A 14,986-nucleotide genomic window follows, 5' to 3' on the forward strand; every position below is an offset into this window, starting at 1 on the left:
ACCTCATAGTTTTCGTTCCTTAACAATATCAATTATCTGTTTCACCCTTACATCAAATGTATGTGCCTCTTTTATTTTATTATGAGCATTTTGGGCTATAGCCATTCGTTCATCATCATGTTTCAGATAGTAATCAATTTTATTAAGAAGATCCTTTCTGTCCTCGTAATAAACAAAATCCTCATCAGGAGTAAAATGTCGCGCCAGATCAACCTGATAGTTGGATAACAAGAATCCTCCTGCACCCAATATGTCATAAACTCTAAGTGGAATAGCGTGCTGAATACTTCTCAGGGTGATGTTTAAATTTATTTTACTGAGTTTAAAAACATATGGCATCTCTTCAAAATAGTCTGCTGGCCCCATGTTTTGTACCCCTGGAGGAGAAAATGCTTTATTCTGATTATATGTATAGAGTCTAACAGGAAAATGTTCCCCTATTAAAGTCAACAATTCCTTTCTTTCAATAATTGTTGCCTGTCTATTGATAATAAAATTAGCAAAAAGATATTCCAATGTTTCCGCACTGTCAGGATAGGTGTTTATGCCGCTAACTTTCTGAATTTCTTCTGTTATTTCTGGTGTCAGGCACTCCTCAATAAAATTCATACCATCCACCTGAAGTTGAGCTCTGATCAACCCATCTATATATCCTTTTGTATATGGAGACAGTTTGGGAGCGATTTCCTCATAATACTGCTTTCTCTCAGTATAAAGAGATCCTACAAAGGATATATCTGTGATAAATCTTTCAGTCTGCTGCCTGTTAGGAACCATTGCGTCAAGGCGCCTCGTGGATGCCGCCAACGGAAGATACTCAACAGTTTTTATTCCACCATTTTTAAAGGTTTCATATTGCTTGGAATCAAACATAAGAACAATGTTACATGGATTTATAACACGAAAAGAATATAGGAATATCTCAGGGTTGTCATAAATCCAGGACACATATTTTACCCTTTCAATATCACAGACCTTTGAGACAATAGGAAGAAAATTAAATGAAAAAACAAAATCAGGAGAAGTGTTCCTTATTGTTTTTATAAAACTTTCTTCAAACGCATCATCATGCCGAACCCTTGATTCATCATATTCGTATTTTAACTTTACGATATCGAGATGATTGCCATCTGGATCCACATATCTTTCCAAAGCATCCAACATATCCCGATTTGCAAAAAAAACACTTATGTCAAGATACAGAATCTTCATTCTTGCTCCTTTTCCAGTATAAGTATAATGCTTCTACATCGTTACTTTGGATAATATCCAATGCATCAAAAATCTTTTGATAATCCCAATCCCACCATTTCATTTCCATCAGCATATCAATATGATTTGGTAAGAAACGTTCTTTTACCACTCTTCCGGGATTTCCTACTATTATGCTATATGGCTCTACTGATTTGCTCACTACTGTGTTGCTTCCAACTACACAGCCATCACCAATATTTACTCCTGATAAAACTGTCGCATTTGCGCCAATCCATACATCATTGCCTATGACAATATCCCCCTTAGATGCTACACTTGACTGAGCATTAGCCTCTCTTCCCAGTAATCTATTAAATGGATACGATGTTCCCCAGTCACTTCTATGTTCAACCCCTAATAAAAAGCTGACTCCGGGACCAATACTACAAAATTTTCCCACTCTTACTTTCACACTTCCATCTTTTATATCATCTTTTATATCCAGCGATACATAATACGAAAAATCTCCGCAAACAAAATTATAATTAGAAGGACATTTATACTCTATATCCAGACGGAGCAATTCCAACTGCCCTGCTCCTGTCAGACATTCTTTTGCAAACGAATTTAAATCAACTACAGTGCATTGAAAATCCACGCCATACACCTTGGATATTAGTTGCCTTAGGACATCCGTCTCAGAAAAAAGAATAATTGCAGTATCAAAACTCTCCTTATCGACTATAGTACTTAAAGGAAATAGTTGTATTCCTGCTGCACTTGCAAATTCATCGCCAAAATAATACGCTTTTATGAGCTCCAATTCTGGACGCGCATATCTTACCAGGATATTCAAATATATGTCATGAAGGGCGTCACAAAACACTAAACATCTCATGGTTGTACCTCACATTGTCATATAATCATACTAAAAGTATAACACAATAACATTACATATTGTTCGGTATAACAAAAAGGAACTTCGGAAAATCCGAAGTTCCTTTCGGTAGTTGCAATGTTTGCAATAGACCTCTTGATAATCGACTTATAATAATTAGCCGAGAAGTGAAAGAACACCCTGATTTGACTGATTAGCCTGTGCCAGCATAGACTGTCCAGCCTGTGCAAGGATGTTGTTGTTAGAATACTTAACCATCTCAGCTGCCATATCTGTATCACGGATCTGTGACTCAGCTGCAGTTGTATTCTCGGTTACGTTGTCGAGGTTCTTGATTGTGTGCTCAAGTCTGTTCTGAATAGCACCAAGGTCAGCTCTCTGTGATGAAACAGAATCGATAGCGTTTTTGATCTTTGTGATCATCGCATCATTTCCGCCTGTTACATCAACATCATCAACACCAATAGAAGAAGAATCCATTGCGCTGATTGAAACACTAATCTTCTGGCCTGCATCAGCACCAACCTGAAGGTCTGCAGAATATCCGCTAAGAAGACCAGCATCATTGAACTTAGTGTCATTTGCTGTTCTGTCAATCTCGCTGATAAGAGCATTTACTTCCTGCTGAATGTACTTTCTGTCATCAGCCTGAAGAGTTCCATTAGCTGCCTGTGTTGCAAGCTGATCCATTCTCTGAAGCATCTCATGAACTTCATTCAGAGCACCTTCAGCTGTCTGAACTGCTGAAATACCATCCTGAGCGTTAGCTGAAGCCTGTGTAAGACCTTTGATCTGACGTCTCATCTTCTCAGAAATTGCAAGACCTGCAGCATCATCTGCTGCTCTGTTGATCTTGTAACCGGATGATAACTTCTCACTTGACTTTGCCTGAATACCAGTTGTGATACCAAGCTGTCTGTTTGCGTTCATTGCTGTTACGTTGTGTTGTACTACCATAATATAATTCCTCCTTGAATTTGTACGGCAGCATCCTTGCTGCTCGTTTACTTTGTTTTGAAACTACCTTTGTGCTGGCCAAAGATAATTTCTGTTCTTTTTTACACTTTTATTATCGTCCATAAATGTAAAAACTTAATATGTAAAATTATAAACAAATTATAAACTTTTTAAAGAAAAGGCTCTGTCGTTTCCGACAGAGCCCTTTGATGTTATCATCTATAAATTCAAGTTTACTGAAGAAGTGAAAGAACACCCTGATTTGACTGGTTAGCTTGAGCAAGCATTGATTGGCCTGCCTGAGCGAGAATATTATTATTAGAATATCTAACCATCTCAGCCGCCATATCAGTATCACGGATTTGTGATTCAGCTGCTGTTGTATTTTCTACAACATTATCAAGATTCTTGATAGTATGCTCAAGTCTGTTCTGGATTGCACCAAGATCAGCTCTTTGGGAAGATATTGAGTTGATAGCATTTTTAACAGTGTCAATAGCTGAAGAAGCACTTCCCGCGGTAGTAACATCCAGGCTGTCAACTCCTATTCCTGTAGAATCCATAGCATTTATGACCACTGTGATTGTTTGGCCTGCATCTGCTCCAACCTGTAAATCAATACCTCCAGCCCAAGTTCCATCAAGAAGATTTCTCTCATTGAATGTTGTTGTCTGTGCAGTTCTATCAATCTCGCTGATAAGAGCATTTACTTCCTGCTGAATATATTTTCTGTCATCAGCCTGAAGAGTTCCATTAGCTGCCTTTGTTGCAAGCTCATCCATTCTCTGAAGCATATCATGAACTTCATTCAGAGCACCTTCAGCTGTCTGAACGGCTGAAATACCATCCTGTGAGTTAGCTGAGGCCTGTGTAAGACCTCTTACCTGTCGCCTCATCTTTTCAGAAATTGCAAGACCTGCTGCATCATCGGCCGCTCTGTTGATCTTATAACCTGATGATAATTTCTCACTTGACTTTGCCTGTACACCAGTTGTAATACCAAGCTGTCTGTTTGCGTTCATTGCTGTTATGTTGTGTTGTACTACCATAGTATTTCCTCCATGAAGGGGGCCCGCTTCCTTGCTGCCAGATCCTTATCAGTTTTATTTGTAGCTTCTGCGGAGTCCTTTCCATGGCTACTGTGGTTTTTACTTTACACTATTATTATCGGTCCATAACTGTGGAACTTAACCCCTTTTGAATGTATTTTTCACATATTTTCAAAAAAACGAAATATAATTGTATTTTTTCGGCTAACCCCTAAAGTTTTACAATTTTCTGCCGATAAAAGCATTCATATTATGACTTCCAATTTCTTGTACGCTTTGAAAATATTACAATCACCGCTTCTATTGGATACCACGAAGTATTAACAGTACATTATGGGGACTATGTGATTCCATAAAATTTACTGCTGATCATGAAATAGAAATTATTGATCCAGACAATCCCTATACCATATACCATTAGCCATTTATATAAAAGCAACCGGCATTCGGATATGAATGCCGGTTGTCTACAATATTTAGAGTTTAATTTGAATGTCTATATGTTCTAACGTACTTATTATCAATTGATATCAATGGTGAAGTATCATAAATCAAATTGTTCTTCCAAAAGGCATAGCAAAAACTAATCTGATCTCTTTTACTCCCATTCTTCACCTCATTCCACCAATCCATCATAGCTTTCTTTAACTCTATGCTCTTATTGTCTTTAATCAAGAAGCATGTATCAGTAAGCCCATAATGCTCCGGAAATCCTTCTGTCCGATATCTTTCAGTCTGTTCATAGATCATTTCAGAAGAATCAGTATTTCTTGCAGCACAAAATTGCGCCTCATCGTAAAGGTCATCCCTGTCGTGATGGTTGAAACATAACAATGGTGCTCCTTTGGCATATTTCACTATATACTCATTCAAATCCCCGATAATCTGTAGCTTCCCATCTGTCCAAATTGTATAATCATAATCTTGTAAGTATTCCCAATTTCCAACAATCTTAATCTTTCTGGCAAGTCTCACAGGATCGAGATTCTCTACATTATCCACCTTAACAACCTTAAACACGTTGGATTTTATATTCTCATTATCTGTAAAGAGATAGTAATCAAGATTCTCGTCAACGAATACCGGATCATGTACAATATCATATCCGCCAGTTATCGCTGTATATACAGCTCCTTTGCCCTTAAAAGATGGTTCTTTCTGTAACTTGTTGTTTTTCTTCCATTCAGTATTTCTTTCTTTATTGCGATAATATGCTACCTCAACCTTATAGGGGTGAATCTGAAGATCAAATCCTGCCGTTTTTACACCATAAAACGCTGTAAGAGCCTTACAAAGATGAATAATGCTCTCCAAGATATATGCCAATTCTCGTCTATCATCTCTATTGATACAACTTATCATCAAAGCTCTGTAAGACTCACATGCCTCATTAGAATCTAATGATACCCGATTATATTCTTCTTTGATTACATATATAATATCATCCACCGGAACCTGGCTGCATTCCATCTTCCCCGAGACAAGGTATCCACACATACTCTTTACGAAATCAAGAATTTTCTCAAACTGATCCATTAGATTTCCTCTCTTAATCTATTTAGGGCCAGGCAACACTGCCCGGCCCCAAGCCATTTTTGCTAAAAATTGTATCTTTTAGTTAGTTCTTTTTATCCATAAACTGTGGTGGAATATCTTTGGATTTACTCATGGTCTGATAATAATTGAATGCAGCTGCAGCACTTCGCTTGCCATTAGCAAACCTTTCTCTCTCTCCATTAAAGTATTTCTCGGCGAGACTTTTATTCCTACGTTCTTCAGCCTCTATAGATACGCTGGCATCTGTAATACTATGAATAAGTTTTTGGATACGCTTTATCTGCTCTGCATACTTATCTTTGTTTTCACCAACTTCATCTTTGACCTTATCAAACATCGTCTGAAAGCCATCATCTATAGCGTTCAGCTGATCAATGAGTTCGCCCTTTACATCAAGAGTGTTGTCAAACGCACTAATCTCAACATTATCAAGATCAGATAGAATTTCTTTTTGCCTAGCATTTTCTTCGCGAATTTTACTCATTATTTCAAGTTTCTTCACCAAGCTTTCTTCAAGCATATCCAAGCTCGCTGATACCATCTTTCCCTCCTTATGCATCCTTTACCATGATGTGATTGGCCTTCATTACTTCTACCCAATTATCTCTGATTGCATGCATATGACCGTTGATTTCATCAACTATTTCTTTGTCCTTAGATATATTCGCCTCTACGAGTCTTCTGGCAATATAGGAATACATATTCTCAAAGTCCTGAGCAACCGGATACTTCATATCTAGTGTGTTACGCAAATACTCTATAATTCTCTCCGTCTTTATGATGTTATCATGGCTCTTCTGAATATCTTTATTTTCGATTGCATAAGAAGCTATGTTTAGAAACTTTATGGCACCATCATATAGCATAAGAGTCAACTCCGGGCCACTCGCTGACATTACTTTATTGCTTTTATACTGAGCATAAGCTGCTCTTTGCTGAGCGTTAAGTACTGGCATATATTCCCCTCTCATTTAACATTATTATTTTAGTTAGCCTCCGGTTCCAAAGAAGCTTGAAAGTGAACCGCTGTTATTATTAATTTTAGCAAGTGTAGTCTCCATTCTTGAGTACTTTTTGTATAGTTTATCTTGTGCCGCTTCCAGCGCTTTTTGAGCATCAGAGACTTTTGTCGTATATGAGCTATACTGAGAAGCCATTAATTTATCCTCATATATTGTGAAAGCACTGCTATACGCAGTTCCCTTCATAAGGTCAGACATCTTAGTATAAATATCTCGTGACAGCTGAGTAAAGAAACTCTGCACAGCATCTGGATCAGATGAAATCAATGCACTGAGCTTATCGGCGTTGCCGCTGGTACTATTGTCATCCTTGTCTCCATCTATATGGAAAGAATCTCTTTCGTTTTCTTCTGTATTAAAGTAACTGCCTGTAGCAATTCCAAAATTAGAAAGATAAAACTTGGAAGTAGTACCATCTTTTAATGTAATGTCATAGCCTTGCCCCATTACACCCCTAAGACCATTCCTAAGATTTGCTAGCGTCTCATTTCCGCTTAACAAGCCTGTTTTTATCTTATTTTCCCACTCTTCAACCTCTTTGTCAGACATCTCATCTTTCTGATCATCGGTGAGCATCTTATATTTTGTGGCTTTGTCCGCGTTATACGCTGTAGCGAACTCTTTCATCAAGTCATTATACTCTGACAAAAGTTTCTTGATATTATCGTAAATACCGCTTGTATCCTGCTTTGTTGTAAGGGTAACACCCGATGCAATTTCCTTCGCGGTGATGGTAAGACCGTTTACTTCAAATGTGTTGCTTTCTGATGTATATTCTACTCCATTCAAGGTAATCTTGGCACTAGTTCCAGTAACATAATTTGAACTACTTGCTTCGTCCGTTCCATTAAGTGCTATTCCTAGTTTAGCCATAGTATCAGCGGAGTCACTTGCAATATGAAATGCCGCCTTTTCTCCTTCAGTCTTAGATGCAACAAAGAATCTCCCGTTTGCTTCATCAAAGTTGAAGTTAAGACTAGTATCTGTATTTAACGACTTTGCATCCTTTAATTTGTCAAGGATACTTCCTATAGTATCGCCTTCCTCAATCCCAACTTCCAATACGTCTGACTGATCATTTCCTATATAAAACTTCAAGCTATCGCCTACATTAAGGCCAAGTTCCGAAGCAGCAGTCTCTTTACTTGCTTTCTCATTGCCCACCTTGACTTCATTTCCTGTAAGATAAGCAGCTTTAGCCAGACTGGTAATATCGAGAGTCTGGGTTGAGTTCATTGCAGTATCTCCTGTTACAACAGATACAGCATTTGCATTGCTTGCACTAGTAGTCTTCTTAGTATATGCAGATGAAAACCTCATGCTTGCCAAAGTGCCATTATAGAAAGATACTGCCTTTTTATTAAGTTCTTTCCATTTATCCTGTGTCCAGGTAAGTTTTTTCTGGTCACCTTTGAAATTATCAAGTCTGGTCTGTTTGGTCTGCGTTAATGCGGTTATGATACTCTCAGTATCAAGACCTGAATTCATTCCCGTAATTCGTATAGGCATAGTGTTTCTCCTTTCTCAATCCGTGAGCTTGTTACATGGAATTCCTTTTCCATACAAGGGGTTATCGCTTCTCGTCAACCATGATCCCGGCAATTTCCCAAACCTTGGCTATCATGTCCAAAGTCTCTTCCGGAGGAAATTCTTTGATAACCTTCTTGGTCTCCTTATCAACCATCTTGATGGTCACACGATTTGTCTTATCATGGATTCCGAAAACAGCTTCAGCATTGGACTTAACGTTCTTGGTCATCTCTGAAATAGCTTTTCTGACCTTCTCGTTATCCTCCTGAATCTGTTCCTCTGTCTCAGCATATCTTTCTCTGGCCTGTGAAAAAGCCTGAGTGCCACTCTGAGCATCATGACCTGAATCCGCAGAATTATCAGCAGCCTCGACCTTAAGATCAATAGCCGGCGCTGCTTCCTGATTTACAACTTCAGACTGCGACTGAGTCTGTTCCTGTACCTGTGTCCTTACCTGTGGCTGTGTCTGCTGAATCAGCGGACTAAAGCCGTTAATAGCATCCATTCCCATAATCTTATACCTCCATGACCTCCATGTCTTAACCGGGTATCAACGTGTTCTATCGCAACATTTTATGCACAAAAACAAAAGGTTTGTACACGATTTCTTATCCTTTATATCGGTAATGAAGATTATAACTTTATGTTTTTAGACATAAAAATAAGAGAATTAATAAAAATTTTATAATTACAAAGCTAAAACTTCCGGAAGTAATTTGGTATATGCAAACTTTTCGAATACTTTTTTCTGTCCGTTTTGTGCAATCTCTTTTCGTTCCTCATCATTTTCAAGATAGTAAGCTGTCTTTTCGATGAATTCCTCAGGCGAACGGACAATGACAAGGTCTTTGTCCTCTTCAAAGTATTCTGCAATTTCATCCTGATACGTTGTAATTAGGAATCCTCCTGACCCAAGCACATCCATGACCCTGAGCGGAATTCCCGATGGAATGCATCTGAAGGTCATGTTGATGTTGATCTTGCTGTTGTGAAAGATGTAAGGCATCTGTGAGTTGTAATCAGCAAGGCCTAAGGTGTTAACTCCCTGAATAGGCTTAGCATCCGGAGTTGTGTACAATGTTGTATCAAAACAAGCACCCAAGGCCTCCAGTATTTTTCTGCGCTCAGAGACCGTTACTTTTTTTCTGATGATATCCAGAATAACTCTGTCGTAGTCCACATTGTACTTGCCAGTATCCTCAAACTGAATGAAGTTTCTTAAAACTTCCATCACAGAATCGTCTATAACTCTTTTGTCAGAGATGATGTCTCTTCCATATATTAACTGCTGGGCATCTATCACATCCTCAAGATATGCCTTTAAGTCATCAGGAAATGTGGCCTGATCAAAAAAGTTGAACTCGTTGTCATAGAGATTCCCTAGGAACGTAACGTCATGAATGTATGACTCCGGAATCTCTGTAAAGCCAATACTTTTAAGCCTTTCCTCATTTACACCGAGAGGAGTATGGTAAACATTTTTGGCTCCTTGGTGCTTTAGCTCATCGCAGAGTTTTTGGTCAAAGATATGTATACAGTTTTCTTCATAAGATATTGTGTTGGAATACAGCGGATAGTGAGGGCAATCAAACACCCAGGAAATATAGTTCATTCCTTGCTTATGGCAATTCTCGGCTATCTCCGGATAGTAATCGAAGCTGAAAACGCAGTCGTAATCTCTTTTCCCTATTTCATCATAATCGCGGAATGTCTCCACCTCATGCCCGAGCCTTCTCATGGCATCCCGGCAATCTTCGCCGTTAAATTCATCCCAGTCATAGTAAAGTATCCGCATCTCATCTCCCACATACACATTTACTGCCAAAAAACGCCCTGCACAGGTTGTGCAGAGCGCTTGTAATCACACAAAAATCAAAGCAGGTTCTTCAGAGCCTCAAGTCCTGCTACATCGGTAGCTTCCTTGTTCTCATTCTGAATCTGGATGTAAACTTCTTTTCTGTAGATCGGGATCTCCTTGGGCGCGGAAATGCCGAGCTTGATCTGGTCTCCCCTGATGTCCAGAACAGTGATCTCGATATTATTATTTATGATGATCGCCTCGTTCTTTTTTCTTGATAATGCTAACATAGTTTCTCCCTCCGTGGTTTATGAATTAGCTTCTTTGTTCTTCTTGAGGATATCGTAGATAGGGAACTTAACAGGATAGTTGTCGTTCTCTACGATAGCCTGTGTGCCCTTCATATCCTTAACGTTGATGACAAACGGCCCCATAAGGTTTACGGTCATCTTAGCAAGGTCGTGAGGAACAGTAACTGTTACAAGAACAAGAATATCATCATCATTAAGATCGCCCACATCCTCGATCTTGGTTTTGTCGATTTCAGGACTATAGTCCGGGCATACTACAAGAGGATCCATTACAGGCATTGCAAAGCCGGGCTCCTCAATAGACTGAAGCCATTTGATAGAGCTTGATCCCTGCTCCTCATCATGCATCAGTGTGAATTTCTTTAAATCAGGAAAGCCGATTATACCATTTGGGAAATTGATAATCTTGCTATCTTCAATCTCTACTTCGCCGAAAATTCTTGTTGTGAGTTTCATGTTGTAACCTCCATAGTCTTTAGTGACTTTGCTACACATTAATTATATACGCAATTTCGTGCAATTGCCATATTAATTCAAACAATTTAGATGTAATTCATAAGACTTGTCTGAGATATCTTACCTGTTGCCATCAGGCTCGCCTCATAAGTAACCTGTGCGGTAGTAAGCTTGGTTGCTGCTTCTGCGATATCAATATCCTCATTCTCAGACTGAAGAGTCTTAAAGGTGGTAGTCTGATCCATAAGCCTCGTGCTTACAAGGTCAAGTCTCTTTGCTCTTGTTCCATTATCTGTAACAGCGATGTTTGCTGTATCTAACGCCTTCTGCATAGATGTGATCTTGTGCTCAAATTCCTTCTGGATGTTCTCTCTTAAGTAATCGTAAGCCTTGCTTGCCGAACTGATCTCGTTCTGCAGTTTTGCTTTCTTTGCCTCATCGCTGGTGTTTCCAAGCTTGTCCTTAAGAGTCTTAAGTGTCGTATCGAGCTGTTTCAGCTCATTCAGCATATTTTTAAGGTCGCTGACATCTCTTTTAACATCCGTTGTGAACACCGCATCAGCAGTGGTGTTTACAACTACCGACTGAGCAAATCCCACATCATAAGCGATGTCGTGTCCTGCTGTTCCCTTATTATAGAGAATAGATTTTCCGTTCTCATCGGTGTAAGTGCAGGCAAAGAGGTTCTGAGGTCTGATGTCGCCTGTATCCCACTCCTTCTTGTCATAGACAACATCGATGCTGTTGGCATTGATGATATCGGGAAGTGTCGCAAACTTATTTCTGAGTTCCTCATTAAGAAGGACCTCACCGGTTGCAGCGTTCAGATAAGCATAAGCACCCTTTTTCTGAGTGAAAAGAGTCTCATACGCATCGTCAATCTGCTGCTCAGTACTGGTTGAGTAGATGATACTGGCAGGACCGATCTCGAGGCTGGTCTCAAGGTAAGACGAATGTACGCTGCCGTTTGATGTTATCTGAACAACCTCATTGCTATATGTTCCATCGCCGTTGTCTCTGCCAATGTCATTTTTAAGAGTAATTGTTCCGTCGCTGTTTACTGTAGCGGAGTAGCCGTTTTGAGCAAGCTTAATTGTATAGCTCTGGTCAATTGCCGGAAGAAGCGGAACATCTATGCTTACTCTTCCTGCAGTGGAAGTGTAAGTTACAGTCGTCACGTCTTTTGACTGAATCTCAGCGATTGCGGAATCAACAGTTGAAGTGCTTGGATTGAAGGTTCCGTCAGCCTTCAAGTTGATCATGTATGTCTTTCCGCTGTCCTGATCGTAGCCTTCAATATAGTAAGTGCCGTCATTCTTAATTGTTGCGTTATAAACTACATTGTCGCTCTCAATCTCATAAGTTGAGCCGTCTTTGCTGATCGGAATGGATGCGTAGTGAGTGATTCCCTCTTCAGTCTTGTAGGTAACACTGATGGTGTCCATGGTGCTGGCAACTGTGCTTGTAGCCGGCTGCTGGAGCGCTTCCCTGAACTTAAGGGTTGCTGACTTACCATCGCCCTCCACGTAGTTGAGGTTGTCATAAGAAAGTCTGAGTCTTCCTACATTTCTTTCAACTATCTCGTGCTCTAAAGTAGCGGTAGTATCATCGCTCAGGATTGTTGTGGAATTGAGCTTATGCTTACCAACGATCCTGTCGGAATCTTCGATACTTCCTGCGTTGAACTCATCGTTAATATCTGTATAAGCTGCAGTTGTGGTCTTGTCAAAGGTAAGAGGAGTATCTGTCCTGTAGCCTGTAAATACGTATCTTCCTGCATAGTCAACGTTACCAGTCGCATAATACTCTTTTGACAGAGCATCCATCTGTGTAACGATTGTGGAAAGATCATCCAGAGTCAGGTCCTTATTGGCGCCCTTGGTTGCCTGCTTTACGCAGTCTGTCAGAACATCTGTAACTGTTGAAAGCGCATCTGCAGTAACCTGTAGCCAGCTCTCAGCGTCTTTTGCATTCTTCTCATAGTACTGGGAGAGCTGTGTCACGTTGCTTCTAAGGCGAAGTGCGCGAATTGCGATGACCGGATCGTCAGAGGGCCTCGTTATCTTCTTTCCCGTACTCATCATGGTGTTGAGCTGATCCTCAGTCACCTTGTTGTTATTTATATTGTAAAGGGAATTGTTCTGCATGATTTTGTTAGTGATGCGCATAGTATCCTCCAGGGTAATAAGACATTCCTTGTCCTGAAAAGTGTGCATCCATGCAGAGTATATGATTTTCACTACGTATATCGACAGGTATAGCCATTTTCTTAAGAACAAAGCGAAAAAAAATGAGCCCCGTCCCCAGGGCTCATTGCAGGTGGTTCAGTTTTCATTTTTAAACTCCGGTCTGGAGAATCAGTCTGTCGTAAATCTCGGTCAGAGTCGAGATCATCTTCGATGAAAGTGTATATGCATTCTGGAATTTAACCAGGTTTGCAGCTTCCTCATCCTCATCAACACCGGTGTCTGAAAGTCTCTGATTGCTGATGGTGTTTTCCAGTGATGTGTAAGTATCTTCAAGAGTCTGTGAGTTTGCCTTGTTAAGCGCTATGTCCGCAAGGACCTTTGTCAGGAACTCGCCTGAAGTTGCGCCTCTGAAGACCTTCTCGGTCTTGAACATGTCTTTTAACTTAGTGAGGTTTCCAAACTCGGACTCACCCTCGGTGATATCGGCCTTGGTAGCCAGTCTGTCGGAATTCTCCAAAAGAACTGAACTCACCGTGAAGTTACCGCCCCGGAGGTTATAGTATCCCTTGTTCTCAGAAAGAGTTGTGAGCTGCTCGAAGCTGTACTCAGCGCCTGTGCCGGTGTCCATGGATCCCGAAAGAGCAAACACACCGTTGAGGGAATCTGATGTATAGCCGGTGGTCATGATCTTGTTGACCTCGCTTGAGAACTGTCTGATCCACTCGTTCATCTGAGCCATGTAGTAAGGAATTCCCTGGTAGCTGTTGGAGTAGCCGATGCTTACATTCTTGCCGCCATCAGGAATACTGCTCAGTGTTGTGGAATCTATTTCAAATGTATAAGTAGAATCTCCGTCGTAATCCCAGCTGTCGTACTTGTAAGTCTTAGCGCCGATCTTGATGGTTCCGTCTGCAGGGATTGTGCACTTGTTCATGTCTTTTAAGTAGTCGCTGTCAACGTTCACCTTGACCAGTACGCTTCCGTCAGGTCTCTGGATAACGCCGCCCTCAGGAGCCTTACCGTGGAAGTAGTGCGCATTGTTTCCATCTCGCATTGCCAAAAGACCTTGAAGCTCTCCGCCGATCAGCTGTGAATCCAGCGCAAAATCCGAAAGCTCATTTACATTGTCGCCATCCTTATAATTAGCTGTGCCCCACTTGATATCAAAGAGGCCCTTCACATCGTTCTGGCCTGTTGCACCATCATCAGAGCGTGACACACAGATCATCTGTCTGTATTCGTATGTATCAACCAGCTCATAGGATCCGCCAACCCAGATCTGATATCTTGTTGCGCCTGTATCTCTGTCGGGCTGTGACTCATCAACGATGGGACTCTCCTTGACCTCAACTGAGATAATCTTGGAGAGGTCATCTACCAGCATATCTCTTTTGTCTCTGAGTTCGTTTGCCTTGCTGCCGGTCATCTCGATGATGTTGATCTGCTTATTTATAGAAGCAACCTCCTGAGCAATGGCACTTACTCTGTCGGCGCAGAGCTTGATCTCTGCATTGACATCGGCCTGCTCGTTCTGAAGGCTTGTATAAACGTTGTTAAAGTACTCGGTGATACTCTTTAAACTGGACACATAAGCTGACTTGGTCTCGGTGGTTCCTGCTGCTGTTCTGACTGACTCAAGCGCTGCTTCCATCTTATTGAAAAGAGTTGAGAAGCCGGTGGAACCATCGTCATTTAAGTACTGCTCAATAAGGCCGTTGTAGTAGTTCTTTTGCTGAACGTTACCAAGAAGTGTCTCGTTCTGTCTGAACTTATTGTCGTAGAAGCTGTCCCTGACTCTCTCGATGGCGATCGTGTCAACTCCGGCACCTGCGCATCCATATGTAGCAAAAACTCTCAGAGCATCAGTTGCTTCCTGTGAGACTTTCTGCCTGCTATAGCCGTCTGTATTGGCATTTGATATGTTGTTTGCTGTGGTGTTTAACGCTGCGTTGGCTGCTCTAAGGCCTGAAGCTGCAATGTTAAGTCCAAAGAATTGAGATGTCATAGCCTATCTCCTTCGATAAA

14 protein-coding genes are annotated in these 14,986 nt (G+C 40.7%); all 14 read right to left on the minus strand.

Annotated elements, in window-relative coordinates; genetic code table 11:
* Window positions 1-3 precede the first annotated feature (3 nt).
* The 14 genes from G589_RS0107155 to G589_RS0107220 all read right to left on the minus strand — a co-directional run bounded on the left by G589_RS0107155 (window position 4) and on the right by G589_RS0107220 (window position 14,966).
* On the minus strand, window positions 4-1,212 hold the full coding sequence (locus G589_RS0107155; RefSeq protein ID WP_026521619.1) for a CgeB family protein: 1,209 nt from the start codon (window positions 1,210-1,212) through the stop codon (window positions 4-6).
* Window positions 1,193-2,092: a CatB-related O-acetyltransferase gene (locus tag G589_RS21610; protein WP_081668970.1), complete on the minus strand. Its 900-nt coding sequence runs from the start codon at window positions 2,090-2,092 to the stop codon at window positions 1,193-1,195. Before G589_RS21610 ends, G589_RS0107155 begins: the two co-directional genes overlap by 20 nt.
* Window positions 2,093-2,248: 156 nt before the next feature.
* The gene (locus G589_RS0107165) at window positions 2,249-3,049 is read right to left on the minus strand and encodes a flagellin N-terminal helical domain-containing protein (protein ID WP_026521620.1); all 801 of its coding nucleotides are present in this window, start codon (window positions 3,047-3,049) and stop codon (window positions 2,249-2,251) included.
* A 233-nt stretch (window positions 3,050-3,282) separates the two neighbouring features.
* Window positions 3,283-4,098 (minus strand): flagellin N-terminal helical domain-containing protein, encoded by an 816-nt coding sequence (locus G589_RS0107170; protein ID WP_026521621.1) that lies wholly within the window; start codon window positions 4,096-4,098, stop codon window positions 3,283-3,285.
* A gap of 483 nt (window positions 4,099-4,581) precedes the next feature.
* The gene (locus G589_RS21030) at window positions 4,582-5,634 is read right to left on the minus strand and encodes a glycosyltransferase domain-containing protein (RefSeq protein ID WP_051192236.1); all 1,053 of its coding nucleotides are present in this window, start codon (window positions 5,632-5,634) and stop codon (window positions 4,582-4,584) included.
* A gap of 82 nt (window positions 5,635-5,716) precedes the next feature.
* Window positions 5,717-6,196 carry a hypothetical protein gene (locus G589_RS0107180; RefSeq protein ID WP_026521622.1) on the minus strand — a complete coding sequence of 160 codons (480 nt, stop codon included), beginning with the start codon at window positions 6,194-6,196 and terminating at the stop codon, window positions 5,717-5,719.
* Window positions 6,197-6,206: 10 nt separating this feature from the next.
* On the minus strand, window positions 6,207-6,611 hold the full coding sequence (gene fliS, locus G589_RS0107185) for a flagellar export chaperone FliS (protein ID WP_026521623.1): 405 nt from the start codon (window positions 6,609-6,611) through the stop codon (window positions 6,207-6,209).
* Between the two features lie 33 nt (window positions 6,612-6,644).
* On the minus strand, window positions 6,645-8,186 hold the full coding sequence (gene fliD, locus G589_RS0107190; RefSeq protein ID WP_026521624.1) for a flagellar filament capping protein FliD: 1,542 nt from the start codon (window positions 8,184-8,186) through the stop codon (window positions 6,645-6,647).
* Window positions 8,187-8,247: 61 nt separating this feature from the next.
* Window positions 8,248-8,718, minus strand: coding sequence for a flagellar protein FlaG (locus tag G589_RS21615; RefSeq protein WP_026521625.1), 471 nt, complete (start codon window positions 8,716-8,718; stop codon window positions 8,248-8,250).
* A gap of 177 nt (window positions 8,719-8,895) precedes the next feature.
* A complete protein-coding gene (locus G589_RS0107200; RefSeq protein WP_026521626.1) occupies window positions 8,896-10,032 on the minus strand; it encodes a CgeB family protein in 1,137 nt (378 codons plus the stop codon).
* 47 nt (window positions 10,033-10,079) lie between these two features.
* A complete protein-coding gene (csrA, locus tag G589_RS0107205; protein WP_022770342.1) occupies window positions 10,080-10,295 on the minus strand; it encodes a carbon storage regulator CsrA in 216 nt (71 codons plus the stop codon).
* Window positions 10,296-10,313: 18 nt separating this feature from the next.
* Complete coding sequence (gene fliW / locus G589_RS0107210) at window positions 10,314-10,772, minus strand: flagellar assembly protein FliW (protein WP_026521627.1); 459 nt, start codon at window positions 10,770-10,772, stop codon at window positions 10,314-10,316.
* A gap of 86 nt (window positions 10,773-10,858) precedes the next feature.
* A complete protein-coding gene (locus G589_RS21040; RefSeq protein ID WP_051192237.1) occupies window positions 10,859-12,940 on the minus strand; it encodes a flagellin N-terminal helical domain-containing protein in 2,082 nt (693 codons plus the stop codon).
* Window positions 12,941-13,109: 169 nt separating this feature from the next.
* Complete coding sequence (locus G589_RS0107220; RefSeq protein ID WP_026521628.1) at window positions 13,110-14,966, minus strand: flagellar hook-associated protein FlgK; 1,857 nt, start codon at window positions 14,964-14,966, stop codon at window positions 13,110-13,112.
* Window positions 14,967-14,986: the final 20 nt, after the last annotated feature.

This window comes from Butyrivibrio sp. VCB2001, assembly GCF_000423965.1.
Classification (GTDB): Bacteria; Bacillota; Clostridia; order Lachnospirales; family Lachnospiraceae; genus Butyrivibrio.

Bases quoted from the DNA above. Each gene is read 5' to 3' on its own strand.
- G589_RS21030 (WP_051192236.1), bottom strand. From the start codon at position 5,634: ATGGATCAGTTTGAGAAAATTCTTGATTTCGTAAAGAGTATGTGTGGA.
- G589_RS21610 (WP_081668970.1), bottom strand. From the start codon at position 2,092: ATGAGATGTTTAGTGTTTTGTGACGCCCTTCATGACATATATTTGAAT.
- fliD (WP_026521624.1), bottom strand. From the start codon at position 8,186: ATGCCTATACGAATTACGGGAATGAATTCAGGTCTTGATACTGAGAGT.
- G589_RS21615 (WP_026521625.1), bottom strand. From the start codon at position 8,718: ATGGGAATGGATGCTATTAACGGCTTTAGTCCGCTGATTCAGCAGACA.
- G589_RS0107165 (WP_026521620.1), bottom strand. From the start codon at position 3,049: ATGGTAGTACAACACAACGTAACAGCAATGAACGCAAACAGACAGCTT.
- G589_RS0107180 (WP_026521622.1), bottom strand. From the start codon at position 6,196: ATGGTATCAGCGAGCTTGGATATGCTTGAAGAAAGCTTGGTGAAGAAA.
- fliS (WP_026521623.1), bottom strand. From the start codon at position 6,611: ATGCCAGTACTTAACGCTCAGCAAAGAGCAGCTTATGCTCAGTATAAA.
- G589_RS0107170 (WP_026521621.1), bottom strand. From the start codon at position 4,098: ATGGTAGTACAACACAACATAACAGCAATGAACGCAAACAGACAGCTT.
- G589_RS21040 (WP_051192237.1), bottom strand. From the start codon at position 12,940: ATGCGCATCACTAACAAAATCATGCAGAACAATTCCCTTTACAATATA.
- fliW (WP_026521627.1), bottom strand. From the start codon at position 10,772: ATGAAACTCACAACAAGAATTTTCGGCGAAGTAGAGATTGAAGATAGC.
- csrA (WP_022770342.1), bottom strand. From the start codon at position 10,295: ATGTTAGCATTATCAAGAAAAAAGAACGAGGCGATCATCATAAATAAT.
- G589_RS0107220 (WP_026521628.1), bottom strand. From the start codon at position 14,966: ATGACATCTCAATTCTTTGGACTTAACATTGCAGCTTCAGGCCTTAGA.
- G589_RS0107155 (WP_026521619.1), bottom strand. From the start codon at position 1,212: ATGAAGATTCTGTATCTTGACATAAGTGTTTTTTTTGCAAATCGGGAT.